Origin of the sequence: Brucella sp. BE17, assembly GCF_039545455.1 — a bacterium.
Taxonomy (GTDB): domain Bacteria; phylum Pseudomonadota; class Alphaproteobacteria; order Rhizobiales; family Rhizobiaceae; genus Brucella.
On sequence record NZ_CP154467.1, the window covers coordinates 2,030,961 to 2,056,119 of the forward strand.

Consider the following 25,159-nt stretch of genomic DNA (forward strand, 5'->3'; position numbering starts at 1 on the left):
TGATCGAACCGGCGAACAACTCACCGGAAAAATCATCGGCGGGGGCCTCAGACATGGCCCACATCGTGCTTACCTTCGACAATAACCGTCTTGCGAGCGCGCTTTACGGCCAGTTCGACGAGAATCTGGCCCGTATCGAGCAAAAGCTTGGTGTCGATGTCCGCTCCAAGGGCAATCAACTGTCGATCCGGGGCGAAGCAGTGGCTACCGAACAGGCACGCCGTGCGCTCGATCATCTCTATGAAAGCGTGCAGAAGGGCCATGAGCTGAGCGTATCCGACGTTGATGGTGCATTGCGCATGGCAATCGCCGCTGACGATCAGTTGAGCCTGCCGACGCTGGAAAACAAGGGTAAGCTGTCTGCTGCCCAGATTTCCACGCGCAAGAAGACGATCTTTGCCCGCACGCCGACGCAGGATGCCTATATGCGTGCGCTCGACCGCTCCGAACTGGTCTTCGGTGTCGGACCGGCGGGTACCGGCAAGACCTATCTGGCGGTGGCGCATGCTGCGATGCTTTTGGAACGCGGCCTTGTCGAGCGCATCATCCTGTCGCGTCCAGCGGTGGAGGCGGGCGAGCGTCTCGGCTTCCTGCCCGGTGACATGAAGGAAAAGGTCGATCCCTATCTGCGTCCGCTTTATGACGCGCTTTACGATATGATGCCTGCGGAAAAGGTCGAACGTGCCTTGATCGCCGGTGTGATTGAGATCGCGCCGCTTGCCTTCATGCGCGGGCGCACACTGGCGCATGCCGCGGTTATTCTCGATGAAGCGCAGAACACCACCTCGATGCAGATGAAGATGTTTTTGACGCGTCTGGGCGAGGGATCACGCATGATAGTCACTGGTGATCCAAGCCAGATCGATCTGCCCCCCGGTCAGAAATCGGGTCTGGTGGAAGCGCTTCGGGTGCTTGAGGATGTGGAGGGTGTTATCAAGGTGCGCTTCACCGAAAAAGACGTGGTGCGTCATCCGCTGGTGGCAGCCATTGTCGGGGCCTATGACCGCGACGGCAAAAAACCGGCGTAAAGTCCGTTCTCTTGCAATTTGGGCGTGGCATAAGCATTTAAAAAGACGCCGTCTGCCTTCAGGCAGATGGCTTTTGCACAAATGAAAGGATGATGTGACCTGCCCGAATGGGAGGTCGCCACTACAAGTGCCAGATAACACGATAGATATCGATCTCATGATCGAGGCCGGTTCATGGCCAGACGAAACCGTTCTTGAAGACCTTGTAAAAAAAGCTGTCGAGGCGGCATGGTCCAATCTGGACCTCAAGCATATGCCAAGCGAATTGAGTGTCGTCTTTACCGACGACGCTTCGATAAAGCTTCTCAACGCGCAATGGCGCGACAAGGACAAGGCGACCAATGTGTTGTCGTTTCCCGCCTTTCCTGTCAAGGCGGGTAGCCAGCCGGGTCCGATGCTCGGTGACATCGTCATTGCCTATGAAACCGTCGAGCGCGAAGCCGCTGACGAGGGCAAGCCTGTCAACAATCACCTGACTCATCTGATCGTGCATGGATTTCTGCACCTTCTGGGTTATGATCATGAGACGGACATTGAGGCGGAGGAAATGGAGCGTCGGGAGCGCCAGATCCTTCATGCTCTTGCCATCTCCGACCCTTATGCTGTATGCGATTAGGACCTTAACAACGAACGACCATGGCTGATCACACATCACACCCCCCGTCCGCCGGTGATAATCGCGGCGAAAATCAGGACGCCGAAGGGCAAAGTACGCAGCGGCCGGTAGCGGCCGAGAAGCGTTCGATCCTGTCGAATATTTTCCCATTCATGCGCTCGCGCCAGCAAACGTCGCTGCGTGAGGATCTGGCAGACGCGCTTTCCAGCACGGCAAGCCATCCAGATGAGGCCTTTTCGCCTGAAGAGAAGGCGATGCTGCACAATATCCTGAGCCTGCGTGAAATCCGCGTCGAGGATGTCATGATCCCTCGCGCCGATATCGAAGCCGTCGAGGTTTCGACGCCTTTGTGGGAATTGCTGGAACTTTTTGAGGAATCCGGTCATTCGCGCATGCCGGTCTATGCCGAAACGCTGGATGATCCACGCGGTATGGTGCATATCCGCGACGTGCTCAATTATATCACGCGTCAGACGCGTCAGAAGAAGGTCGATGCGGACCATCCGCAAATGCCAATCGAATTCGACATGAGCAGGCTTGACCTCACCAGAACGATCGGTGAACTCGATCTCATGCGTAAGCTTTTGTTCGTACCGCCGTCGATGATGGCGAGTGGACTCATGGCGCGTATGCAGGCAGCGCATATCCAGATGGCGCTGGTCATCGACGAATATGGCGGTACCGACGGACTGGTTTCGCTCGAAGACATTGTCGAAATGGTTGTCGGTGATATTGAAGATGAGCATGATGACGAAGAAATCATGTTGTCGAAAGAGGGTGACGGTGTTTTTGTCGTGGATGCCCGCGCCGATCTTGATGAGTTGGCTACAAAAATTGGTCCCTCATTCGAGGCGGGTGAGCACGGTGAGGATGTCGACACGGTTGGCGGACTCATTTTCTCGGTATTGGGCCGGATTCCGGTCGCAGGCGAGGTCGTGCAGGCGATCCCCGGTTACGAACTCCATGTATTGGAAGTCGATTCGCGCCGGGTGAAGAAGGTGCGCATCGTGCCGCTTTCGGGGGGCGATCGCAGCCATGACCACACCACTGGTGGTGCGCACAATGAAGCAAGATTTGCGGGCGAGGGGCTTGGAAGTTCAAAAGAGGCCCGATGATTGAAAAAATCGCGGGCAGGATAATTTATTCAAGCGGCTGGCGTCGTGCGCTGGTCGCTTTTTTGAGTGGTGCTTTCGCATCGCTGACGCAGGCACCTTATGATTTTCTGCTCGCGGGCTTCGTTTCTTTTCCTGTTCTCGTCTGGCTTATTGACGGTGTGCGAATTGCTCCGGATGCAGGAGCGATCAGGCGGTTTTTTCCCGCAGCACGGGTCGGCTGGTGGTTCGGCTTCGGTTATTTCGTCTCGGGTCTTTGGTGGATCGGGACGGCACTTCTGGTCGATGCGGACCAGTTTGCCTGGGCCTTGCCGCTGGCCGTGCTTGGACTGCCAGCCTTTCTCGCAACTTTCTATGCTTTTGCCGTTCTTGTTGCGCGTGGCCTCTGGTCAGACGGACTTGGGCGCATCTTTGCGCTCAGCTTCGGTTTTGCGCTTGCTGAATGGCTACGCTCCTTTCTTCTGACCGGGTTTCCCTGGAACGCTATCGGCTATGCTGTAATGCCCACGCCGCTTCTGATGCAGTCTGTCGCTTTGGTTGGTCTTTTCGGCATGAGCGCTTTGGCCACCCTCGTTTTTTCGAGCCCGGCGCTTTTTGCGGGCGGACGGTTTGCGCGGTGCGGATTGGCGCTTGCGACACTGATTACGGCTGCCCATGTCGGTTTCGGCGCATGGACCCTGTCGCGCGCACCTGCCGTTGGCGAGCAAAAAGGCGGGTTAACGATCCGCATCGTGCAACCTTCCATCGCGCAGGCGTTGAAATGGGATAATAGTGAGCGCCGTTCGATCTTCGACAGGTTGATCGAATTGACCGCTCGTCCGCCATTGGAAGGCAAGTCGCGCCCCGATGTCATTGTTTGGCCGGAAACGGCGGTGCCCTATCTTCTCTCATCGACCCCTTCGGCACTGACACGGATCGGTGAGACATTGCAGGCGGGACAGCTTCTTCTCACAGGTGCTGTGCGCGAACAGATCTCTGCCGATGGCAACGCGCCACGCTATTATAATTCCATTCTTTCAATCAATAATGAGGGCAGGATCGTCGGCTCCGCCGATAAGGTGCATCTGGTGCCTTTTGGTGAATATCTGCCATTCGAGGGGCTATTGCGCAGGCTTGGGCTTCAGGAAGTGGTCGAAATGCCGGGCGGTTTCACTGCCGCCCCCTCGCGTCATACCGTTGCGGTCAACAACAATGTCCATTTTCTGCCGCTTATCTGTTACGAGGCTATCTTCCCCGATGAGCTTGGTTTCAGTGGGCCGAAGGCGGATGCCATCCTCAACGTGACAAATGATGCCTGGTATGGCGATACACCCGGTCCCTACCAGCATTTCCGGCAGGCGCAGGTGCGCGCCGTCGAGCAGGGATTGCCGCTCATCCGTGCGGCCAATAACGGTATTTCAGCTGTTACGGATGCTTACGGTCGAATCACCACTCATCTTACACTCAATGAGATTGGTGTGATCGATGCCGACTTATCCCCAGCTCGTGTGCCATTCTGGGGAAAAGCGCCCGGTTTTCTCCAGACTGTTATCGCGCTGTTAACCTTGCTGGCTGCTAGCGTGGCCTTTCGATTATCATTCCACAGGCGTTTTAATTGACAGGGTATTTCTGTTTATATGTTATGAGCTCTCAGCGACGTTTCCTTGCGCGAATACGCCAGACTACCTCCCAAAACATAATGATGTTCCCGTTCGTTTGAACAGGGTATGAATGAAAGCTCGCAGCCGCGAGGAGTGACAATTGTATGGTTGAAAATAAAAAGAAGCCGAATCCGATTGACGTGCATGTCGGCAGCCGCATCCGGCTGCGCCGTAACATGCTGGGCCTTAGTCAGGAAAAACTCGGAGAGAATCTGGGCATTACCTTTCAGCAGATTCAAAAATACGAGAAGGGCACCAACCGTGTCGGTGCCAGCCGACTTCAGGCGATTTCTTCCGTGCTCAATGTTCCTGTTTCCTTCTTCTTTGACGATGCACCGGGTTCCGGCAACACGTCCACGAGTGGCTTTGCCGAAGACAATGAAGCGACCTATGTGGTCGATTTCCTCAGTTCCAACGAAGGCGTTCAGCTCACACGGGCTTTTACCAAGATTTCGGACCCGAAAGTGCGCCGCAAGATAATCGATCTGGTGAAATCGCTCGCTGCCGATACCGAATAAAAGCCTCTTTGGAACGAAATTTTCAAAGAGCGGGCTGGTAGAGCAGGAATTTGCATTGACGGTTTATTCCCAATTTCGCTAACACATGCATGCGCCCGGTCAGTTCCGGGCGCTACTGTGTTTCCATGACGGAGCATTCGCGCCGTTGGATTTTCAAGAGGGGTTACCCGTGTCGCGCAGTTCTTATCTCTTCACCAGCGAATCGGTGTCTGAAGGTCATCCAGACAAGGTTTGCGATCGCATTTCCGATGAAATCGTTGACATGATCTATAAGGAAGCGCGCCGCAGCGGCGTCGATCCGTGGTCTGTCCGTGTCGCCTGCGAAACCCTTGCCACGACGAACCGCGTGGTGATTGCCGGTGAAGTGCGGGTTCCAGAAACGTTCCTGAAGAAGAACAAGGACGGCTCAATCGCCCACGACGAGGCTGGGCATCCGCTCATCAATCCGTCGCGTTTCCGCTCGGCAGCCCGCAAGGCAATCCGTGAAATTGGCTATCAGCAGGATGGCTTTCACTGGAAAACGGTAAAAATCGATGTGTTGCTGCATCCGCAATCAGCCGATATCGCGCAGGGCGTGGATAATGCCGCCGACCGGCAGGGTGAGGAAGGTGCGGGTGATCAGGGCATCATGTTCGGTTATGCCTGCCGTGAGACGCCAGACCTCATGCCGGCGCCGATCTATTATTCGCACAAGATTCTCGAAAAGCTCGCTGAAGCCCGCCATAAGGGCGAAGGTGACGCCGGTAAGCTCGGTCCCGACGCCAAGAGCCAGGTGACTGTACGTTACGAAAACGGCAAGGCTGCCGAAATCACCCAGATCGTACTTTCAACCCAGCACCTGGATGCAAGCTGGGATTCAAAAAAGGTACGTTCTGTCGTTGAACCCTATATCCGTGAAGCGCTTGGCGAGCTGCCGATTGCCGCCAACTGCAACTGGTACATCAACCCGACCGGCAAATTCGTCATTGGCGGACCGGATGGTGATGCAGGCCTGACGGGCCGCAAGATCATCGTCGACACCTATGGCGGTGCAGCCCCCCATGGCGGCGGCGCTTTTTCGGGTAAGGACACGACCAAGGTCGACCGCTCTGCCGCCTATGCCGCACGCTATCTGGCCAAAAACGTGGTTGCGGCCGGATTTGCAGACCGCTGCACGATCCAGCTTTCCTATGCCATTGGCGTAGCGCAACCGCTGTCGGTCTATGTCGATCTGCACGGCACCGGCAAGGTTGCAGAAGCTGCCGTCGAGAAGGCCTTGCGCGAGGTCATGGACCTGTCGCCGACCGGTATTCGCAAGCACCTCGATCTTAACAAGCCGATCTATGCCAAAACCTCGTCTTATGGCCATTTTGGCCGCAAGCCGGGCCGTGACGGTTCTTTCTCCTGGGAAAAAACCGATCTGACTAAGGCCCTGAAGGTCGCTCTTGCGGCATGATCAGGCAACTTGAAGGCTGCTCTTTCTGTTCGATTGGCCATTATGAGTGATGAAAACCATCCAACACGCGCGGCCGGAAATTTTTACGGTCGCCGTCACGGCAAACCGCTTCGTCCGCATCAGAACGATCTGTTCGGCGATTTGCTGCCGCGCCTAAAGCTCAATCTTGATGCGCCTGCGCCTCAGGATTTGAGAAGCCTGTATGATATTCGGGTCGAGGCCGTCCGTCTTGAAATCGGTTTTGGCGGTGGTGAGCATTTGCATCATGAGAGTGGGCGCTACCCGGAAACCGGCTTTATCGGGATCGAACCTTTCATCAATGGCATGGCCAAGATGCTGGCAGCCCTCGATCAGGCTTCGCGCCCCAATCTGCGCCTTTATGATGAAGATGCGACGGCCGTTCTCGACTGGCTTCCCGATGCCTCGCTTTCCGGGATCGATCTTTTTTATCCCGATCCGTGGCACAAGCGCCGTCACTGGAAACGCCGTTTCGTGAGTGACGCCAATCTCGACCGTTTTGCGCGCGTGCTCAAACCTGGTGCGAAGTTCCGCTTTGCCTCTGATATCGAGCATTATGTCAACTGGACGCTGCAGCATTGCCGCAGGCATCCCGCCTTCGAGTGGCAGGCGCAAGGCCCATCCGACTGGGCAGAAGCCTATGACGGCTGGCCCGGCACCCGCTATGAAGCCAAGGCATTTCGCGAGGGCCGGGTTGCCGCTTATCTGACTTTCATCCGGCTTTGAAACGGAACCGAATTGCGGTCTTGAAAAAACCTGCGTCCGCTGGTATATAAATGTCAAATTCTTGGTCAGGTGAACAAGAGTGGGTCCCTCCGGTCCCGCTCTTTTTTGTTACCTGCGACCCTTAAAATGAGGTTTTATCGGCTTGACGCAGCAGATTGAAGGCAATGAAGCAGCAGCGAATGATGCGGATGAGCGCATCATTCGTGAAACAGGTGTCGACGCCAAAGTGGCAGGCATCGTGGAGCCTGTGATCAATACGCTTGGCTTTCGTTTGGTGCGTGTGCGGCTTTCAGGGCTGAACGGCCAGACCTTGCAGATCATGGCGGAACGGCCCGACGGCACCATGACGGTTGAGGATTGTGAATTGTTGAGCCGTACGGTTGCGCCTGTTCTCGATGTCGAAGACCCGCTTAGTGGCAAATATCATCTTGAGATTTCCTCGCCGGGTATCGACCGTCCCCTGGTGCGCAAATCGGATTTTTCCGACTGGGCCGGTCATATTGCTCGCGTTGAAACGTCGATCGTGCACGAAGGTCGCAAGAAATTTCGCGGTCGCATCGTTGTCGGCGATGCAGCATCGGTGACGATTGAAAGCGACCAGATTTCCTACGGCAATGATCCGGTCGTGCGCATTCCTTTCGATCTGATTGCCGATGCGCGTCTGGTTCTCACCGATGATCTCATTCGTGATGCGCTGCGCAAGGACAAGGCTCTGCGCGAAGGTCGCATTCCTGATGATGATCTCGGGGGTGATCTGGGTGATGAAGATACGGCGGAAGCTGAAACGGACCAGAAATAGAATTCAGGCAGCCGGCGCAAGGAGAAGCCGGTTGCGACACCAAGGAGAGACCCATGGCAGTCAGTGCTAACAGGCTGGAACTTCTGCAGATCGCCGATGCGGTGGCACGCGAGAAGTCGATTGACCGCGAGATCGTTCTTGCGGCCATGGCCGATGCTATCCAGAAGGCGGCGCGTTCGCGCTATGGCCAGGAAAGCAACATCCGCGCCGACATCAATGCAAAGTCGGGCGAGATCAAGCTTCAGCGCCTGCTCGAGGTCGTGGAGACTGTCGAGGACTATGCCACGCAGATTTCACTGTTCACTGCACGTGATCGCAATCCGGACGCGCAAGTGGGCGATTTCATCGCCGATCAGCTGCCGCCGATGGAATTTGGTCGTATCGCTGCCCAGTCCGCCAAGCAGGTTATCGTGCAGAAAGTGCGCGAAGCCGAGCGTGATCATCAGTATGACGAATATAAGGATCGCGTCGGCGAAATCGTCAATGGTAGCGTAAAGCGCGTCGAGTACGGCAACGTGATCGTTGATCTGGGACGCGGTGAAGCCATCGTGCGCCGCGACGAACTGATCCCGCGCGAAGCCTTCCGCTATGGCGACCGCATTCGCGCCTATGTCTATGATGTGCGCCGCGAACAGCGCGGTCCGCAGATTTTCCTGTCGCGCACGCATCCCTCCTTCATGGCGAAGCTCTTCACCATGGAAGTGCCGGAAATCTATGATGGCATCATCGAGATCAAGTCTGTGGCCCGTGATCCGGGTTCGCGCGCCAAGATAGCTGTCGTTTCCCGCGATGCTTCAATCGATCCGGTCGGTGCCTGCGTCGGTATGCGCGGCTCCCGCGTTCAGGCGGTGGTTGGCGAATTGCAGGGCGAAAAGATCGACATCATTCCATGGTCACCGGATGCGGCTTCCTTCATCGTCAACGCGTTGCAGCCGGCAGAAGTCGCCAAGGTTGTTCTTGATGAAGATGCGGAACGTATTGAAGTTGTAGTCCCCAATGACCAACTATCACTTGCGATCGGTCGTCGCGGACAGAATGTGCGCCTTGCTTCGCAATTGACCGGCTGGGATATTGATATCCTCACCGAGGATGAGGAATCCGAACGCCGCCAGAAGGAATTCGCCGAGCGCTCGAACCTGTTCATGGACGCGCTTAATGTCGATGAAATGGTCGGTCAGGTGCTTGCTTCTGAAGGTTTTGCCTCGGTCGAGGAGCTGGCCTATGTCGAGTCTGGTGAAATCGCTTCTATCGACGGTTTCGATGACGATACGGCAGGCGAAATTCAGGATCGTGCGCGTGAATATCTGGAGCGTATCGAGAGTGAACTCGATGCACGCCGCAGGGAACTGGGCGTCGAAGACGAACTGCGCGAACTGCCGGGGCTGACTTCGGCGATGCTGGTTGCGGTCGGTGAAGACGGCGTGAAGAACATCGAGGATTTCGCGGGTTACGCGGTCGATGATCTGGTCGGCTGGCGCGAACGCAAGGAAAGCGAAACCGTCAATCATGCTGGTGTGCTGACGCCATTCGATGTGTCGCGCGTCGATGCCGAGCAGATGGTGATTGCAGCCCGCCTCAAGGCTGGATGGATTACCGAGGAAGAACTGGCTGCCGCAGCTCAAGAGGGCGAAGCCGAGGTGGAAGCTGGCGAAGAAGAAGTCGTTTCCTAGGTCTTGCGGGTTTTGGGGGCTGCATGGTTCTTACGCTCTTTGCAAAATGGGCGTAAGCTTGCGGCTTCTGTACCTGACCCGCGCGGGACCAAAGCGCTGGCCCCGTGCTGGAATTGAGTTTGGTGTTGTGATGAGACCTATCCTCTGATAGGCCGCTCAAAGTTTAGAAATCGGGACTATGGCGAGACCGGAACGGCGCGTGGAACAGGATATGAACGATAGAATGTGTATCGTTTCACGCGAGAGCGGCACTGCTAGTGACATGATCCGGTTTGTGGCAGGTCCGGACGGCTCTGTGGTGCCGGATCTGAAAAGAAAACTGCCGGGCAGGGGTTGCTGGGTGAAGGCCGAGCGGCGTCTGGTGGATGAAGCGGTCAAGCGCAAGCTTTTTGCACGCGCGTTGAAGGAAGGTGTAATACCGCAGGCGGATCTTGGCGCGCTGGTCGATCAGTTGCTGGCGAAATCCGCACTTGGCAGTCTGGCGCTTGCACGCAAGGCGGGCGCGGTGGTGTCAGGTTCTGCCAAGGTGGATCAGGCGATCCGCACCGGGGCTGCTGCGATGGTGCTGCATGCCAAGGAAGCGGCGGCGGACGGGGTGCGCAAGCACGATCAGGCCCGTCGGGCGGTCGTTCATATGGAAGGCCCCGACATCCCCTCCTTCTCTCTTTTTACGGGAGAAGAAATGGATTTGGCATTTGGGGGCGGAAATGTGATACATGCAGCCGTGCTGGGCGGGAAGGCGGCAGCAGGCTTCATTCAAAGGGCGCTGCTTTTGCATCGCTATCGCGGCGAATGTGCCGCGAATTCGGATGAGAGCATAATCGTGCAGGAGCTTTAGGGCCGGATTATGCGTTGAAAATGACTGGAGCATTATCCAACCCGACGTGGTCGTGTTGGATAATGCTCGGGTAAGGCGGCCGGAGCCGCGAAGGAAACGGAACGTAATGAGCGATAAGACAAACGACGACAAGACGCTGAGCGTCAACACCAAGAAGACCCTGACCCTCAAGCGGCCGGGCGTCGAGCAGAGCACCGTGCGCCAGAATTTCAGCCACGGCCGCACGAAGGCTGTCGTCGTTGAAACCAAGAAGCGCAAATTCTCGCGGCCAGATGAAAAGCCTGAAGCATCGGCTCCAGCGCCTGCGCCAGCCCCTGCGTCAACGACTCCTGTCGCCCCGGTATCGGCTCCAGCGCCCGCCGCAGTCGAGCCAAAGGTGGCAGAAGCGGCAAAGCCAGCGGTTGCGCCTGCACCGGCAGCAGCACCCGCGCCCGTTGCAGCTAAGCCTGCCGCTCCGGCACCGAAGCCCGCGGCACCCGTGTCCAAGCCACATGTGGCGCAACAGCGTCCCGTGCAGCGCAATTCGGCCCCGCAGACCTCGCAGCGTCCGCGTCCCGCCGATCGCTCCGGCATGGTGCTCAACACGCTTTCCCGTTCTGAAATGGATGCCCGTCGCCGTGCGCTCGAAGGTGCTCAGGCCCGAGAGATTGAAGATCGTGCGCGCGCTGTCGAGGAAGCCAAGCGCCGCGCCGAGGAAGATGCCCGCCGCGCCAAGGAGCGCGAAGAATCAGAGCGCCGTCAGGCCGAGGAGGAAGCCCGCCGTGCCACTGAGGCCGAAGCGCGCCGCAAGGCTGAAGCCGAAGCTGCCAAGCGCGTGCCGCAGGGCGAAGTCCGTACCGAACGTCGCGATGCGCCTCAGGGTGCGCGTCCGCAGGGTGGCCGTCCGCAACAGGGTGCACGCACGTCGACACCGTCCATCGTGGACAGCGCTCCCGGTCCAGACAAGCCATTGCCGCAAAGCCAGCTTCGCAGGCCTGCGCAGTCGGATGACGATGACCGTCGCGGCCCGGCTGCCAATCGTCGCGGCGCACCGGCTAAGCCGGAAGTGCGCGCGCCCAAGGTCGTCAAGGGCGAGGATGATCGTCGTCGCGGCAAGCTGACACTGACCAGCAATCTGGAAGACGAAGGCCGTTCGCGGTCGCTTTCGGCCATGCGTCGTCGTCAGGAAAAGTTCAAGCGTTCGCAGATGCAGGAAACCCGCGAAAAGATTTCGCGTGAGGTTATCGTGCCTGAAACCATTACGCTTCAGGAACTTGCACAGCGTATGACCGAGCGCTCTGTCGATATCATCAAGTACCTGATGAAGCAGGGCCAGATGATGAAGCCGGGCGATGTGGTAGACGCCGATATGGCGCAGCTTATTGCTGAGGAATTCGGCCATACCGTCAAGCGCGTTGCTGAATCGGACGTTGAAGAAGGTATCTTCAACGTGGCTGATGACGAGGCCGCACTGGTGTCGCGTCCCCCTGTTGTGACCATCATGGGCCACGTCGATCACGGCAAGACTTCGCTTCTCGATGCGATCCGTCAGGCCAATGTGGTTTCGGGTGAAGCCGGTGGCATTACGCAGCATATCGGTGCCTATCAGGTCGAGCAGAACGGCCAGAAGATCACTTTCATCGATACACCCGGCCATGCCGCCTTTACCGCGATGCGTGCGCGTGGTGCACAGGCAACCGATATCGCCATTCTGGTGGTCGCAGCCGATGACAGCGTCATGCCGCAGACGATTGAATCGATCAATCACGCCAAGGCGGCAGGCGTTCCGATCATCGTTGCCATCAACAAGATCGATAAGCCTGCTGCCGATGCGCAAAAGGTTCGGACGGCTCTCCTCCAGCATGAAGTCTTCGTGGAATCGCTGGGTGGTGAAGTTCTCGACGTTGAGGTGTCGGCGAAGAACAAGCTCAATCTCGACAAACTTCTCGAAGCGGTGTTGTTGCAGGCCGAAATCCTCGATCTCAAGGCCGATGCGACCCGTACCGCTGAAGGTGTTGTCATCGAAGCCAAGCTCGACCGTGGCCGCGGTTCGGTTGCAACCGTTCTCGTGCAGAAGGGTACACTGCATCCGGGCGACATCATTGCCGCCGGTAATGAATGGGGCCGTGTGCGTGCTCTGGTCAATGACCGTGGCGAGCATGTCAAGGAAGCGGGTCCCGCCATGCCGGTTGAGATTCTCGGCCTTCACGGTACGCCGCAGGCCGGTGACCGCTTTGCGGTGGTTCAAAATGAAGCCAAGGCGCGTGAAATCGCCGAATATCGCCAGCGTTTGGCCCGTGACAAGGCCGTGGCTCACCAGACCGGTTCGCGTGGTTCGCTCGAACACATGATGAGCCAGCTTCAGGAGTCGGGAACCAAGGAATTCCCGCTGCTGATCAAGGGTGATGTTCAGGGTTCCGTCGAAGCGATCACGACCGCTCTGGACAAGCTCGGAACGGAAGAAGTGCGAGCGCGCATCATTCATTCAGGCGCCGGCGGTATCACAGAAAGCGACGTTGCGCTGGCGGAAGCCTCAAACGCCGCGATCATCGGCTTTAACGTGCGTGCCAACAAACAGGCCCGCGATGCTGCCGAGCAGCAGGGTTCCGAAATTCGCTACTACAACATCATTTATGATCTCATTGATGATGTGAAGGCAGCGATGTCGGGTCTTCTGTCGCCGGAACGCCGCGAAACCTTCCTTGGTAATGCCGAAATTCTCGAAGTCTTCAACATCACCAAGGTCGGCAAGGTTGCCGGTTGCCGTGTCAGCGAAGGCAAGGTCGAGCGTGGCGCGGGCGTACGCCTCATCCGCGACAACGTGGTTATCCACGAAGGCAAGCTCAAGACGCTCAAGCGCTTCAAGGACGAAGTTTCGGAAGTGCCGGCGGGCCAGGAATGCGGTATGGCATTCGAGAATTACGACGACATGCGTGCAGGCGATACAATCGAAGCATTCCGTGTCGAGCACGTTTCGCGCTCGCTCTGATTGGCGATAGCTAACAGGCTTTTACCCGTCCGCAAAATTTGCGGGCGGGTCTTTCGCATCCGGTCCACAGGGTCTGACTCCCCATGGGCTACAGCATCGGCCCATAAATCGGAATCGATTCTCGGAAAGCATGATGCGTAGATTCAATAAGTTAGAGCGACCGTGTGTAGCGTCCAAACTGACGCTCGGTGCTCTAATGCACGGCATTTGATCCGGAACAGGCTGACGCTTCTGTCTGCAGATGCTTAAAAATAAACACCAAGGCGTGGTTGAGGCTTTCAGCTCAACTGGTCGCGTTTAATAGAAAAGAGATGAGGATGGCACGTTCTCCAGACCCGAAAGGTTCAGGCGGCCTTTCACAGCGCCAGCTTCGTGTGGGCGAACAGGTGCGTCATGCATTGGCGCAATTGCTGCAACGTGGTGAAATCCGCGACGATCTGATCGAGCGCACCGTCATTTCGGTGTCGGAAGTACGCATGTCGCCGGATTTGAAAATCGCTACCTGTTTCATTACGCCCTTGGGCAGCACCGACGTGCAACCCGTTATCAAAGCCTTGGCGTTACACGCGAAATTCATTCGCGGTCGCGTGTCCTCAAGCCTCAATCAGATGAAATATATGCCGGAATTTCGTTTCCGCGCTGATACCAGCTTTGATAATTTTTCAAAGATCGATGCGCTGCTCCGCTCGCCTGAAGTGGCACGCGATCTGGCACATGACGAAGACACTGATGATAAGAGCGACGATAAAACGTCGCGCGATGGAGACGCATAAAGCATGGCAAGACGAGGCAAGAAAAAAGGTCGTCCGGTTTCCGGCTGGGTCATTTTCGACAAGCCGAAAGGTATGGGATCGACCGAGGCCGTCTCGAAGATCAAATGGTTGTTCAATGCGGAAAAGGCCGGTCATGCCGGAACGCTCGATCCGCTGGCATCGGGCATGCTGCCGATTGCACTGGGCGAGGCCACCAAGACTGTGCCTTACGTGATGGACGGAACCAAGGTTTACCGCTTCATCGTCACTTGGGGCGAAGAGCGCTCGACTGATGATCTGGAAGGTGAGCCGACAAAGACGTCCGACAAGCGTCCGGCTGTGGTCGATGTCGAGGCTTTGTTGCCAAACTATACTGGCGTGATTTCACAGGTGCCGCCGCAGTTTTCGGCCATCAAGATTGCCGGAGAACGCGCCTACGATCTGGCGCGCGAAGGCGAGACGGTTGATATTCCGGCGCGCGAAGTTGAGATCGACCGCCTTGAAATCGTTAGCACGCCTGACGAAAACCGCACTGAATTCGAAGTCGAATGCTCCAAGGGCACTTATGTGCGCGCGCTTGCCCGCGATATGGGCCGCGATCTCGGCTGTTTCGGCCATATTTCGGATCTGCGTCGCGTCGAGGTTGCCCCCTTCACCGAAGAAGATTTCGTGACCTTGGCGGAACTGGAAGCCGCATGGCCGCCGCTGCCGCCAAAAACCGAGGACGGCACGATTATCGAGCCTGCACCACGCCGTGATTTTTCCAATCTCGACGCACTGGTGATCGATACGGGCGCGGCCCTTGATTGCTTGCCGCAGGTGGCTCTTTCCGATGATCAGGCGCAGCGGGTGCGTCTGGGCAATCCGGTGATCCTGCGCGGGCGTGATGCACCGCTGGAAGCCGAAGAGGCCTGCGTGACCGCGCATGGCAAGTTGCTTGCAATCGGCTATATCGAGCATGGCCAGTTCAAGCCCAAGCGGGTGTTTACCGCCGCCTGATCAAGGGAGCAAATCTGGGCGACATATTTCAGACTGGCATTCCTGCTGTTTTTGCACTATATGCCGCTTATCGATCGTAGCATTCGCTCATCGAGTTCATGGCCCGCGCTGGACGACATCCCGGCCCGGGCGACCTTTTACCTCTCATCAAGAAAGGGTGTACGATGTCGATTACCGCTGAGCGCAAGCAAGCTTTGATCAATGAATACGCCACCAAGGAAGGTGATACCGGTTCTCCTGAAGTTCAGGTTGCCGTTCTTTCCGAGCGTATCGCCAACCTCACCGAACACTTCAAGGGCCACAAGAATGATAATCATTCGCGTCGCGGCCTTCTGAAGCTGGTATCGCAGCGTCGTCGTCTGCTTGACTATGTCAAGGGCATCGACCAGGCGCGTTACCAGGCGCTGATTTCCCGTCTGGGCCTGCGCCGTTAAGGTTGAAATCGGGCGACGTTGCAAAGCGTCGCCCGTTTATTTTTAAGTAAGGGCTTTGCCCTTCTGCCCGCCCCGAAACGAGGTTTCGGTCGGGTGCCCGGGAGCCAAAAGGCTCCATGACAAGGACCGTCATGGGGCAGGATTGCCGGTAGTTCGTTCGGACAAGATCATGCCCGAAACCGAACTTCCTGTTGTCTTGCCCGTGGCACGTCCGCCAACCCGGAAATGCCTGGCGCCTGTGGCGCTGCATTTCCACATGAGGACAAGATATGTTCAATACCCATAAAGTCGAAATCGAATGGGGCGGTCGTCCGCTCATTCTCGAAACCGGCAAGATCGCACGTCAGGCTGATGGCGCGGTTCTGGCTACCTATGGTGAAACCGTGGTTCTTGCGACCGTTGTTTCCGCCAAGGAGCCAAAGCCCGGTCAGGATTTCTTTCCGCTGACCGTCAATTATCAGGAAAAGACCTATGCAGCCGGCAAGATCCCGGGTGGTTTTTTCAAGCGTGAAGGTCGTCCGAGCGAAAATGAAACGCTTGTTTCGCGCCTGATCGACCGTCCGATCCGTCCACTCTTTGTCGATGGCTACAAGAACGACACGCAGGTCGTTCTCACCGTCGTTCAGCACGATTTGGAAAACAATCCCGACATCCTGTCGATGGTTGCCGCATCCGCAGCACTGACCATTTCGGGCGTGCCTTTCATGGGCCCGATCGGCGGCGCACGCGTTGGTTACATCAACGGCGAATATGTGCTCAACCCGAATATCGACGAAATGCCGGAATCGAAACTCGATCTGGTTGTTGCGGGAACGAGCGAAGCCGTGCTGATGGTTGAATCCGAAGCGCAGGAGCTCTCCGAAGAAGTGATGCTCGGCGCCGTTGTTTTCGGTCAGAAGGGTTTCCAGCCGGTGATCGATGCGATCATCAAACTTGCCGAAGTGGCAGCGAAGGAACCACGCGATTTCCAGGCGGAAGATTTTTCCGAGCTCGAAGCCAAGGTTCTGGCTGTTATCGAAAGCGATCTGCGCGACGCTTATAAGCTAACCGAAAAGCAGGCGCGTTATACAGCGGTTGATGCTGCAAAAGCCAAGGCCAAGGATCATTTCTTCCCTGAAGGCGTGGAAGAAACCGAACTGACCGCTGAACAGTTTGCGACCGTTTTCAAGCATTTGCAGGCCAAAATCGTTCGCTGGAACATTCTCGACACCGGACTGCGCATCGATGGCCGCGATCTTTCGACCGTTCGCCCTATCGTTTCAGAAGTCGGCCTTCTGCCGCGTACCCATGGTTCCGCGCTTTTCACCCGTGGTGAAACGCAGGCTATCGTTGTTGCAACGCTTGGCACCGGCGAAGACGAGCAGATGATCGATGCGCTCACCGGCACCTACAAGCAGTCCTTCATGCTGCATTACAACTTCCCGCCCTATTCGGTCGGTGAAACTGGCCGCATGGGTTCGCCCGGGCGTCGCGAAATCGGCCATGGCAAGCTTGCATGGCGTGCAATCCACCCGATGCTGCCCGCAGCCGAGCAGTTCCCTTACACGATCCGCGCGGTGTCGGAAGTGACCGAATCCAATGGTTCGTCTTCGATGGCGACCGTTTGCGGCACCTCGCTGGCGCTGATGGATGCAGGCGTGCCGATCACCAATCCGGTTGCCGGTATTGCGATGGGCCTCATCAAGGAAGGCGAGCGCTTTGCGGTTCTCTCCGACATTCTTGGCGACGAGGATCACCTCGGCGACATGGATTTCAAGGTGGCAGGCAGCCAGAACGGCATCACCTCGCTGCAGATGGACATCAAGATCGACGGTATCACCGAAGAGATCATGAAGGTCGCTCTGGAGCAGGCCAAGGGCGGTCGTATCCATATTCTTGAAGAAATGGGCAAGGCCATCTCGTCTTCGCGTGCGGAACTTGGCGAATTTGCCCCGCGTATCGAAGTGATGAATATTCCAACCGACAAGATCCGCGACGTGATCGGTTCGGGCGGCAAGGTCATCCGCGAAATCGTCGAAAAGACCGGTGCCAAGATCAATATCGAAGACGATGGCACGGTCAAGATTGCGTCGTCCAACGGCAAGGAAATCGAAGCCGCCAAGAAGTGGATTCACTCGATTGTTGCCGAGCCGGAAGTCGGCGAAATCTACGAAGGCACGGTTGTGAAGACCGCCGACTTTGGCGCTTTCGTGAACTTCTTCGGTCCGCGTGACGGCCTGGTTCACATCTCGCAACTGGCTGCTGATCGAGTTGCCAAGACCACCGATGTGGTCAAGGAAGGTCAGAAAGTCTGGGTCAAGCTGATGGGCTTTGACGAGCGCGGCAAGGTTCGCCTGTCGATGAAGGTCGTCGATCAGGAAACCGGCAAGGAAGTGGTTGCCGAGAAAAAAGCAGAAGCTGACGCTGAATAAGTCTTCAGCAGATACTATCTGGAAAGCGCGCCATCAAGGCGCGCTTTTTTGTTGCACGTTATTGATTTCAAGACCATGGAGAAACCATGATGACACCGGCACAGAAAACGCTCTTTCTCCCGTTTGATCAGGGCATTCTCGATATTCCCGAAGCAGGGCAATCCTGGCTCGCTTGCGGCCTTTCCGCGAACCGCCTGATAGAGCCCGAATGGAAACAGGCGCTCACCTGCCTGCAACCATGGCGTCCGGATTGGCTGGCTCTGGAGCGTGAGGGCATGCGTGTCTTGCCGAGATTGGACGAGAACAGCCGTTTTTCGGGCGGGCTGTTGCTGCTTGGAAAACATCGCGGACGCAATGAGGCATGGTTTGCGGAGCTTCTGGAGCTTGTTGAGCCCGGCGGATGGGTCGTGGTTGCGGGCGACAAGAAGCTCGGCGTTGATAGTTTTCGCAAATGGGTGGGCAATATTGCCGATATCAGCGACCGGCTGTCGAAAAACCATGCGGTGGCCTTCTGGCTTCAACGCCCTGCCGATTTGAGCACTGATTTCATTGCAGCACTTAAACCCCTTGCCACCGATATTGACGAGGTCTTTCGTACACAAGCGGGCATGTTCTCACATGGTGCCATCGATAAGGGATCGGCGCTTCTGGTGCCGCACATGGAAAAGATCGTTTTCGGCCATGTCGCCGATCTTGGCGCGGGCTGGGGCTATCTTGCCGCACAAAGTCTGAAATTCGCTGACCGCATCACATCCATCGATTTGTTCGAGGCTGATTACGAGGCACTGGAGGCGGCGCGCGGCAATCTTGCGCGGCTTGGCGCTTGCGCTCCGATGACGTTCAACTGGTTCGATGTGACGAGTGAAAAGCTCACCGGCATCTATGATACCGTGATCATGAACCCGCCATTCCATGAGGGGCGCGTGACAGACGTTTCTCTTGGGCAGGCGTTTATTGCTGCTGCGGCGTCAAGACTGAAGACAGGTGGGCGGCTTTTGATGGTCGCCAACCGGCAATTGCCCTATGAGGCAACGCTCAAGGGGTTATTCAAGTCGGTGACGATGCTGGAAGACAAGGCCGGGTTTAAAATTTTTGATGCCAAGAAATGAAAAAAAGCCGCGCAATGCGCGGCTTTTAAAAACCCTCGGCTTTGCCTATTCGCCGCGTTCGGCATCCGAGCTTTTCAGTTCTTCCAGCGTTGGCATCGAAACGATGTTGTAGCCCGAATCAACATAATGGATTTCACCGGTCACACCGCTGGAAAGATCCGACAGCAGATAGAGTGCCGATTTGCCTACATCATCGATATCGACGGTGCGGCGCAGCGGCGAATTGCGGCGCTGATAGCTGAAGATGGCACGTGCATCACCAATACCGGCACCGGCCAGCGTGCGTACGGGACCGGCCGAGATCGCATTGACGCGAATACCCTGCGGCCCGTAATCGGCTGCCAGATAACGCACCATGGCTTCAAGGGCCGCCTTGGCGACACCCATGATATTGTAGTTGGGGATCGTGCGTGTGGAGCCACCATAGGTCAGCGTCAGGATCGAACCGCCGTCCTTCATGAGCTTTTCAGCGCGCTGCGCCATTTCCGTGAAAGAATAGGCGGAAATCACCATGGTGCGGCTGAAATTATCGCGCGTGGTGACGTCTGCGTAACGCCCCTTCAATTCTGTCTTGTCCGAGAAGCCGATGGCGTGAACGATGAAGTCGAGCTTTCCCCATTTTTTCTCGATTTCAGCGAAAACGGCATCAACCGATGCGATATCCTCGACATCGCATGGCAGTACGAAATCTGAGCTCAGCTGTTCAGCCAGTGGCTTGACGCGCTTGCCCAGTGCATCGCCCTGATAGGTGAAAGCCAGTTCCGCGCCCTGCGCTGCGAGTTGTTTCGAAATTCCCCAGGCGAGAGAGTGATTGTTCGCGACCCCCATAATGAGGCCGCGTTTGCCTTGCATCAGACCGTTCATAGTGTCCCTCTCTCTCAGCCCTGATAGCGCTGGAACACCAGCGTCGCATTGGTGCCGCCAAACCCGAAGGAGTTGGAGAGCACAGTGTTGAGCTGAGCATTATCGATGCGCTTGCGGACGATATTCATGTCCTCAAAGGCAGGATCCAGTTCCTCGATATGCGCGCTTTCGCAAATAAAATTGTTCTGCATCATCAAAAGCGAATAGATCGCTTCCTGAACGCCTGTGGCCCCCAGCGAGTGGCCGGTCAGCGACTTGGTGGCAGCAATCGGCGGGCAGTTCTCGCCTGAACCGAAGACGCGGCGAATAGCTTCGATTTCCGGCGCATCGCCCGCAGGCGTGGAAGTGGCGTGCGGGTTGATATAATCGATCTTGTCCTTGACTGTTGCCAAAGCCATACGCATGCACCGTTCGCCGCCTTCACCCGATGGGGCGACCATGTCGTAGCCGTCGGAAGTGGCGCCATAGCCGATGACTTCGCCGTAAATCTTTGCGCCACGGGCAAGCGCGGTCTCAAGCTCTTCGAGAACCAGAACGCCAGCGCCACCGGCAATCACAAAACCATCGCGGTTCTTGTCATAGGCGCGCGAAGCTTTCCCGGGCGTTTCATTATACTTGGTGGACATTGCGCCCATGGCGTCGAAAAGCACCGACAACGTCCAGTCGAGGTCTTCGCAGCCACCAGCAAAAACGCGGTCCTGCTTGCCGTACTGGATCATTTCATAGGCATTGCCGATGCAATGATTGGAGGTCGCGCAGGCCGACGAGATCGAATAATTCACGCCCTTGATCTTGAAGAAGGTCGCAAGCGTTGCCGAAGCCGTCGAGCTCATGGCCTTGGGAACCGCAAAGGGACCAACACGCTTGGGACCTTTTTCGCGCGTAATGTCGGCGGAATCGACGATCGTGCGCGTCGAAGGACCGCCCGACCCCATGATGATGCCGGTTCGCTCGTTGGAGACGTCTTCTTCAGAAAGACCCGCATCGGCTATCGCCTGATCCATGGCGATGTGGTTCCATGCGGTACCGCGGCCATGAAAACGCATCGCGCGCCGATCAACGAGTGATTCGACATCGATCTTGGGCGTGCCGAAAACTTGGCAGCGAAAGCCCAGTTCGGCATATTCTTCTGCACGGGTAATGCCGGATCTGGCTTCGCGTAGTGAGGTTGTGACCTCTTCGGTGTTGTTGCCAATCGAGGATACGATCCCCATACCCGTTACGACCACACGCCGCATTGCGTTCTCCTTTGCACCCTTGCCGTGAATGGCAGTCGTAAGCGACCGAATGCCATGTTCGTCATTACATAGGTGCGATCTTCGCATGTTTTGAGCACAACCGCATGAAAAGGGTTATTTTCGTGCGGGTTTACTCGTGAAATAAAACATCTCCAGCAAAAACGTTCGGGCAATTTTGCTGGAGATACGCAGATAAAGCGAATTCGAGGCGGCTTTACTGCGCGCCGTCTTCCTTCGACAGGCCGACGCGCAGATCGGTTGCCTTATAGATGGTTTCGCCATCGGCCTTGAGCCAGCCATCTGCTGTGCCGAGCACCAGACGACCGCGCATCACGCGCTTGAAGTCGATACCATATTGCAGAAGCTTGGTGTGCGGGCGCACCATACCCTTGAATTTCACTTCGCCGGTTGAAAGGGCCATCCCGCGGCCCGGTTCGCCCAGCCAGCCGAGGAAAAAGCCGGTCAACTGCCACATGCCATCAAGGCCAAGACAGCCTGGCATGATTGGGTTGCCCTGAAAATGGCACGGGAAATACCAGTCGTCGGGGCGCACATCGTATTCTGCGCGGATAAAACCTTTGTCGAATTCGCCACCGGTTTCGGAAATCTCGGTGATGCGATGGACCATGAGCATGGGCGGCAGGGGAAGCTGGGCATTGCCGGGGCCGAACATTTCGCCGCGCGCGCAGCTCAACAGTTCTTCATACCCGTAGCTTGATTTCTGTTCTGCCATTTCGCCTCCCTTGAGGTTCATTCTACTGCGCCGGTTACTGTAACCAGCTATTGCGACCGGCGGTCCGGTCCGATTACCATTGCAAACGGTTCTAGCGCAATCGACGATTCGAGCGCAAGCCAGACCAGCTTATATGTTTCCGGTCATTTTGCAGACCTATCTCTAGCATAGAGAGTCCGGTGCATAAAACCGTTCAACGTATTTCCCCGCAAAATCGGGCCGTATCGAAGCCTATTGATACTTATTTCGCAACGGCATATATCAATGTAAGGTGGCAATGGGCAACAGCCCGTTCAAACTTTGACGATTTTGCTACAAGCTTGTGACGGAACCAACGGTGAATATGCGATCTTTACATACCCACTCGACGGTCACGATGGAAGAGCGGCTTCGCGATGCGGGCCTGCGTCCGACCCGTCAACGCGTGGCGCTTGCAAGCCTGATCTATGCTCAGGGCGACCGCCATCTGTCTGCAGAAGAGCTTCATGAAGAAGCAGTGATGGCAGATGTACCGGTCTCTCTGGCGACCGTTTACAATACGCTGCACCAGTTTACGGAAGCTGGAATGCTGCGCATTATTGCGGTTGAAGGCTCCAAAACCTATTTCGACACCAATATATCGGACCATCAGCATTTCTTCCTTGAAGGGGAAAATGTCGTGTTTGATATTCCGCATGGCGAGCGCGGCCAGCCGACGGTATCGCATATGCCGGAAGTGCCCGAAGGCATGGAAATAGTTAATGTCGATATAATCGTGCGCCTGCGCCGCAAGTCCAAGTGAGCGCGATTGCGGGATTGGATTTTTGAAGAGCGGCCTTTTGGGTCGCTTTTTTTGTTTGCCCGCTTTTTTTGTTTGCTTGCCAGAAACGCAAAAAGCCTGTTGAATAAAACGGTTCCGAAACAATATTTCCGGGTCAAAGCCTCATGTCAAAAATCTCATGCCGGTTGACTTAAAACCCTCACAGGCGTTGGGCCTCCTTAAAAACCTGTCGCTTGAACAGGTGCGTGACGCGATGCCCGATCTCACCACGCGGCAGACGGCTATTCTTCTGACCATTTATCTTGAGCCGCCACCGCACACGGTGCGTGGGCTTGCAGCAAAGCTCGATGTGACCAAGCCGGTCATTACCCGTGCGCTCGATACCATGGGCGCGCTTGATCTGGTGTCGCGCCATCGTGATGACAGGGACCGGCGCAATGTTCTCGTCAAACGCACGGTTGCCGGTGCACTTCATGTGGAAAGACTGGGCGATCTGGTGATCGCCAAAGCGAGAGAGTTACCTTTATGAGTGCCAAAACCGATATTCTCGACCGTCGTCTTCATGCCTATCGCGCTGATCTTGCCGACGAGCGTTTGAAGGGACGCTTCAATGCGGATCGGTTTGTTGCTGGCGCGCCGATGACGGTTACTTCTCCCGTGGTCGATCTGCGGGCGGAACCGCGTCCAGACAGTGGCCCGCAGACGCAAATATTGTTCGGCGACACGGTTTGCGTCTTTGAGGAAAGTGACGGCTGGTGCTGGGCGCAGGCGGATCGCGACGATTATGTCGGCTATGTCTCGGCTTCATCGCTGGAAAACCCGCGCGGAGAGGCCACGCACAGGGTCATCGTGCCCAGAACATTCGTTTATCCCGGTCCTGATCTGCGATTTGCGCATACACACGCGCTGTCGCTCGGCTCCTCCGTGCGGGTTGTCGGGATGGCCGAGACCCGCGATACGCATTATGTGGTGCTCGAAAGCGGAGAAGCCCTGATTGCAAGCCATGTGGCGCCCGTTGGCGTCTCTGTGCAAGACTATGTCGCAGTAGCAGAAACATTGCTCCATACGCCTTATCTATGGGGCGGCACGTCGGGTTTTGGCATTGATTGCTCGGGGCTGGTGCAGCTTTGCCTGTGGGCGGCGGGCAAAAAGGTGCTGCGCGATTCGGATATGCAGCAGAGCGCTTTGGGTGCAATTGTGGAACCGGACGGCGAATATTCCAACCTCAAGCGCGGCGATCTCGTTTTCTGGAAGGGGCATGTGGCGATCTGTACCGATCCCGATACGCTCATTCATGCAAGCGGTCATACGATGATGGTGACGCTCGAGCCTTTGAAGGAGGCCATCAAGCGCATTGCTTACCTTTATGGCATGCCTACGCTGATCCGCAGGCCTTAGCTCAATATCCAAGACAACACGTCAGACCCGGTTCGGCAGCACGCGGTCGGGTGGCCGATGACCATCGACAAAGGCCTTGATGTTGATGATGACTTTGTCACCCATATCGGTACGGCCTTCCATCGTGGCAGATCCCATATGGGGCAGCAGAACGATCTTGCCCTTTTCCGCCAATGCCAAGAGGCGAGGATTAACCGCTGGTTCGTGCTCGAACACATCAAGCCCGGCTCCGGCCAGCTTGCCCTGTTCGATCAGTTCAATGAGCGCATTTTCATCGATGATCTGTCCGCGCGCTGTGTTGACCAGATAGGCGGTCGGCTGCATCAGTGCGATGCGGCGGGCTGAAAGCAGGTGAAATGTTGCGGGTGTCGAGGGGCAATTGACAGAGATAATGTCCATGCGGGCCAGCATCTGGTCGAGACTGTCCCAATAGGTCGCTTCCAGTTCTTCTTCTATTTGTGGGCTGGCGCGTTTGCGATTGTGGTAATGAATCGACAGGCCAAATGCCTTGGCGCGCCGCGCAACGGCGGTTCCAATGCGGCCCATGCCGACAATCCCCAAACGCTTGCCCCAGATGCGCCGACCGAGCATCCATGTGGGCGACCAGCCAGGCCATGTGCCATCGCGCTCGCTTAAAAGTGTTGCCCCTTCCACCAGCCGACGTGGCACCGACAAAAGCAGCGCCAGCGTCATATCGGCGGTGTCCTCGGTCAGGACATTGGGCGTGTTGGTGACGGTTATGCCGCGTTTTGCTGCGGCTGCGACATCGATATTATCGACGCCATTGCCGAAATTGGCGATGAGCTTCAGATTGGGACCAGCCTGCTCTATGGCTGCTGCGTCGATCACATCGGTAATGCACGGCACCAGGACATCAGCGTCTTTCATGGCGGCGATGATTTCCGGCTGGCTCATGCGGTGGTCGTCTATATTCAGACGTGCATCGAACAATTCCCGCATTCGGGTTTCCACCGGGTCCGGCAATTTTCTCGTAAGCACGACCAGCGGTTTCTTCTTGTTCGACATCTCCACCCCGTTTTTTTATGCCTGCCGATATTTAGTCTGAAATGGGTAAAGTTTTCCACCCAAGCAT

At 56.5% G+C, this 25,159-nt stretch carries 22 protein-coding genes and 1 pseudogene; 19 read left to right on the forward strand and 4 right to left on the reverse strand.

Translation table 11 applies throughout. The features are described from left to right. Nucleotides 1–53: 53 nt before the first annotated feature. The 16 genes and pseudogenes from AAIB41_RS09885 (at nt 54) to AAIB41_RS09960 (ending at nt 19,073) form a co-directional block, all read left to right on the forward strand. The gene (locus AAIB41_RS09885) at nt 54–1,028 is read left to right on the forward strand and encodes a PhoH family protein (RefSeq protein WP_343313154.1); all 975 of its coding nucleotides are present in this window, start codon (nt 54–56) and stop codon (nt 1,026–1,028) included. 127 nt (nt 1,029–1,155) lie between these two features. Continuing rightward, a complete protein-coding gene (gene ybeY / locus AAIB41_RS09890; RefSeq protein ID WP_343313155.1) occupies nt 1,156–1,644 on the forward strand; it encodes an rRNA maturation RNase YbeY in 489 nt (162 codons plus the stop codon). Nucleotides 1,645–1,664: 20 nt separating this feature from the next. Next, nucleotides 1,665–2,663 (forward strand): annotated as a pseudogene (locus tag AAIB41_RS09895) (hemolysin family protein); the annotation flags it as partial. Nucleotides 2,664–2,755: 92 nt separating this feature from the next. Then, nucleotides 2,756–4,354, forward strand: a complete 1,599-nt coding sequence (gene lnt / locus AAIB41_RS09900; protein ID WP_343313156.1) for an apolipoprotein N-acyltransferase — start codon at nt 2,756–2,758, stop codon at nt 4,352–4,354. 146 nt (nt 4,355–4,500) lie between these two features. Next, entirely contained in the window at nt 4,501–4,914 is a 414-nt protein-coding gene (locus AAIB41_RS09905) for a helix-turn-helix domain-containing protein (RefSeq protein ID WP_343313157.1), read from the forward strand. Between the two features lie 169 nt (nt 4,915–5,083). Next, on the forward strand, nt 5,084–6,349 hold the full coding sequence (metK, locus tag AAIB41_RS09910; RefSeq protein ID WP_343313158.1) for a methionine adenosyltransferase: 1,266 nt from the start codon (nt 5,084–5,086) through the stop codon (nt 6,347–6,349). Between the two features lie 42 nt (nt 6,350–6,391). Beyond that, entirely contained in the window at nt 6,392–7,093 is a 702-nt protein-coding gene (locus AAIB41_RS09915; RefSeq protein ID WP_343313159.1) for a tRNA (guanosine(46)-N(7))-methyltransferase TrmB, read from the forward strand. Nucleotides 7,094–7,235: 142 nt separating this feature from the next. Then, a complete protein-coding gene (gene rimP / locus AAIB41_RS09920; protein WP_343313160.1) occupies nt 7,236–7,892 on the forward strand; it encodes a ribosome maturation factor RimP in 657 nt (218 codons plus the stop codon). A gap of 53 nt (nt 7,893–7,945) precedes the next feature. Further along, the gene (nusA, locus tag AAIB41_RS09925; RefSeq protein WP_343313161.1) at nt 7,946–9,562 is read left to right on the forward strand and encodes a transcription termination factor NusA; all 1,617 of its coding nucleotides are present in this window, start codon (nt 7,946–7,948) and stop codon (nt 9,560–9,562) included. A 178-nt stretch (nt 9,563–9,740) separates the two neighbouring features. Next, nucleotides 9,741–10,400: an RNA-binding protein gene (locus AAIB41_RS09930; protein ID WP_343313162.1), complete on the forward strand. Its 660-nt coding sequence runs from the start codon at nt 9,741–9,743 to the stop codon at nt 10,398–10,400. Nucleotides 10,401–10,506: 106 nt separating this feature from the next. Beyond that, nucleotides 10,507–13,368 carry a translation initiation factor IF-2 gene (gene infB, locus AAIB41_RS09935; RefSeq protein ID WP_343313163.1) on the forward strand — a complete coding sequence of 954 codons (2,862 nt, stop codon included), beginning with the start codon at nt 10,507–10,509 and terminating at the stop codon, nt 13,366–13,368. 317 nt (nt 13,369–13,685) lie between these two features. Continuing rightward, complete coding sequence (gene rbfA, locus AAIB41_RS09940) at nt 13,686–14,141, forward strand: 30S ribosome-binding factor RbfA (protein WP_343313164.1); 456 nt, start codon at nt 13,686–13,688, stop codon at nt 14,139–14,141. Nucleotides 14,142–14,144: 3 nt separating this feature from the next. Continuing rightward, complete coding sequence (truB, locus tag AAIB41_RS09945; protein WP_343313165.1) at nt 14,145–15,119, forward strand: tRNA pseudouridine(55) synthase TruB; 975 nt, start codon at nt 14,145–14,147, stop codon at nt 15,117–15,119. Between the two features lie 164 nt (nt 15,120–15,283). After that, nucleotides 15,284–15,553 carry a 30S ribosomal protein S15 gene (rpsO, locus tag AAIB41_RS09950; RefSeq protein ID WP_343313166.1) on the forward strand — a complete coding sequence of 90 codons (270 nt, stop codon included), beginning with the start codon at nt 15,284–15,286 and terminating at the stop codon, nt 15,551–15,553. 269 nt (nt 15,554–15,822) lie between these two features. Beyond that, nucleotides 15,823–17,964: a polyribonucleotide nucleotidyltransferase gene (gene pnp / locus AAIB41_RS09955; RefSeq protein ID WP_343313167.1), complete on the forward strand. Its 2,142-nt coding sequence runs from the start codon at nt 15,823–15,825 to the stop codon at nt 17,962–17,964. A gap of 86 nt (nt 17,965–18,050) precedes the next feature. Then, nucleotides 18,051–19,073 carry a class I SAM-dependent methyltransferase gene (locus tag AAIB41_RS09960; RefSeq protein ID WP_343313168.1) on the forward strand — a complete coding sequence of 341 codons (1,023 nt, stop codon included), beginning with the start codon at nt 18,051–18,053 and terminating at the stop codon, nt 19,071–19,073. 45 nt (nt 19,074–19,118) lie between these two features. Here the strand turns inward: AAIB41_RS09960 and fabI are convergent, their stop codons facing one another. From fabI to fabA, 3 genes are all read right to left on the reverse strand, one after another. Then, complete coding sequence (gene fabI / locus AAIB41_RS09965; protein ID WP_343313169.1) at nt 19,119–19,937, reverse strand: enoyl-ACP reductase FabI; 819 nt, start codon at nt 19,935–19,937, stop codon at nt 19,119–19,121. Between the two features lie 14 nt (nt 19,938–19,951). Continuing rightward, nucleotides 19,952–21,175 (reverse strand): beta-ketoacyl-ACP synthase I, encoded by a 1,224-nt coding sequence (gene fabB, locus AAIB41_RS09970; protein ID WP_343313170.1) that lies wholly within the window; start codon nt 21,173–21,175, stop codon nt 19,952–19,954. Nucleotides 21,176–21,389: 214 nt separating this feature from the next. Further along, on the reverse strand, nt 21,390–21,908 hold the full coding sequence (gene fabA, locus AAIB41_RS09975) for a 3-hydroxyacyl-[acyl-carrier-protein] dehydratase FabA (RefSeq protein ID WP_343313171.1): 519 nt from the start codon (nt 21,906–21,908) through the stop codon (nt 21,390–21,392). Between the two features lie 343 nt (nt 21,909–22,251). On the opposite strand from fabA, the gene irrA reads away from it, so the two are divergent. The 3 genes from irrA (at nt 22,252) to AAIB41_RS09990 (ending at nt 24,066) form a co-directional block, all read left to right on the forward strand. Then, nucleotides 22,252–22,689: an iron response transcriptional regulator IrrA gene (gene irrA, locus AAIB41_RS09980; protein WP_343313172.1), complete on the forward strand. Its 438-nt coding sequence runs from the start codon at nt 22,252–22,254 to the stop codon at nt 22,687–22,689. Nucleotides 22,690–22,846: 157 nt separating this feature from the next. Next, the gene (locus tag AAIB41_RS09985) at nt 22,847–23,197 is read left to right on the forward strand and encodes a MarR family winged helix-turn-helix transcriptional regulator (RefSeq protein ID WP_343313173.1); all 351 of its coding nucleotides are present in this window, start codon (nt 22,847–22,849) and stop codon (nt 23,195–23,197) included. Next, nucleotides 23,194–24,066 (forward strand): NlpC/P60 family protein, encoded by an 873-nt coding sequence (locus AAIB41_RS09990; RefSeq protein ID WP_343313174.1) that lies wholly within the window; start codon nt 23,194–23,196, stop codon nt 24,064–24,066. Before AAIB41_RS09985 ends, AAIB41_RS09990 begins: the two co-directional genes overlap by 4 nt. Nucleotides 24,067–24,087: 21 nt before the next feature. Here the strand turns inward: AAIB41_RS09990 and AAIB41_RS09995 are convergent, their stop codons facing one another. Continuing rightward, nucleotides 24,088–25,092 (reverse strand): D-glycerate dehydrogenase, encoded by a 1,005-nt coding sequence (locus AAIB41_RS09995; protein ID WP_343313175.1) that lies wholly within the window; start codon nt 25,090–25,092, stop codon nt 24,088–24,090. Nucleotides 25,093–25,159 lie beyond the last annotated feature (67 nt).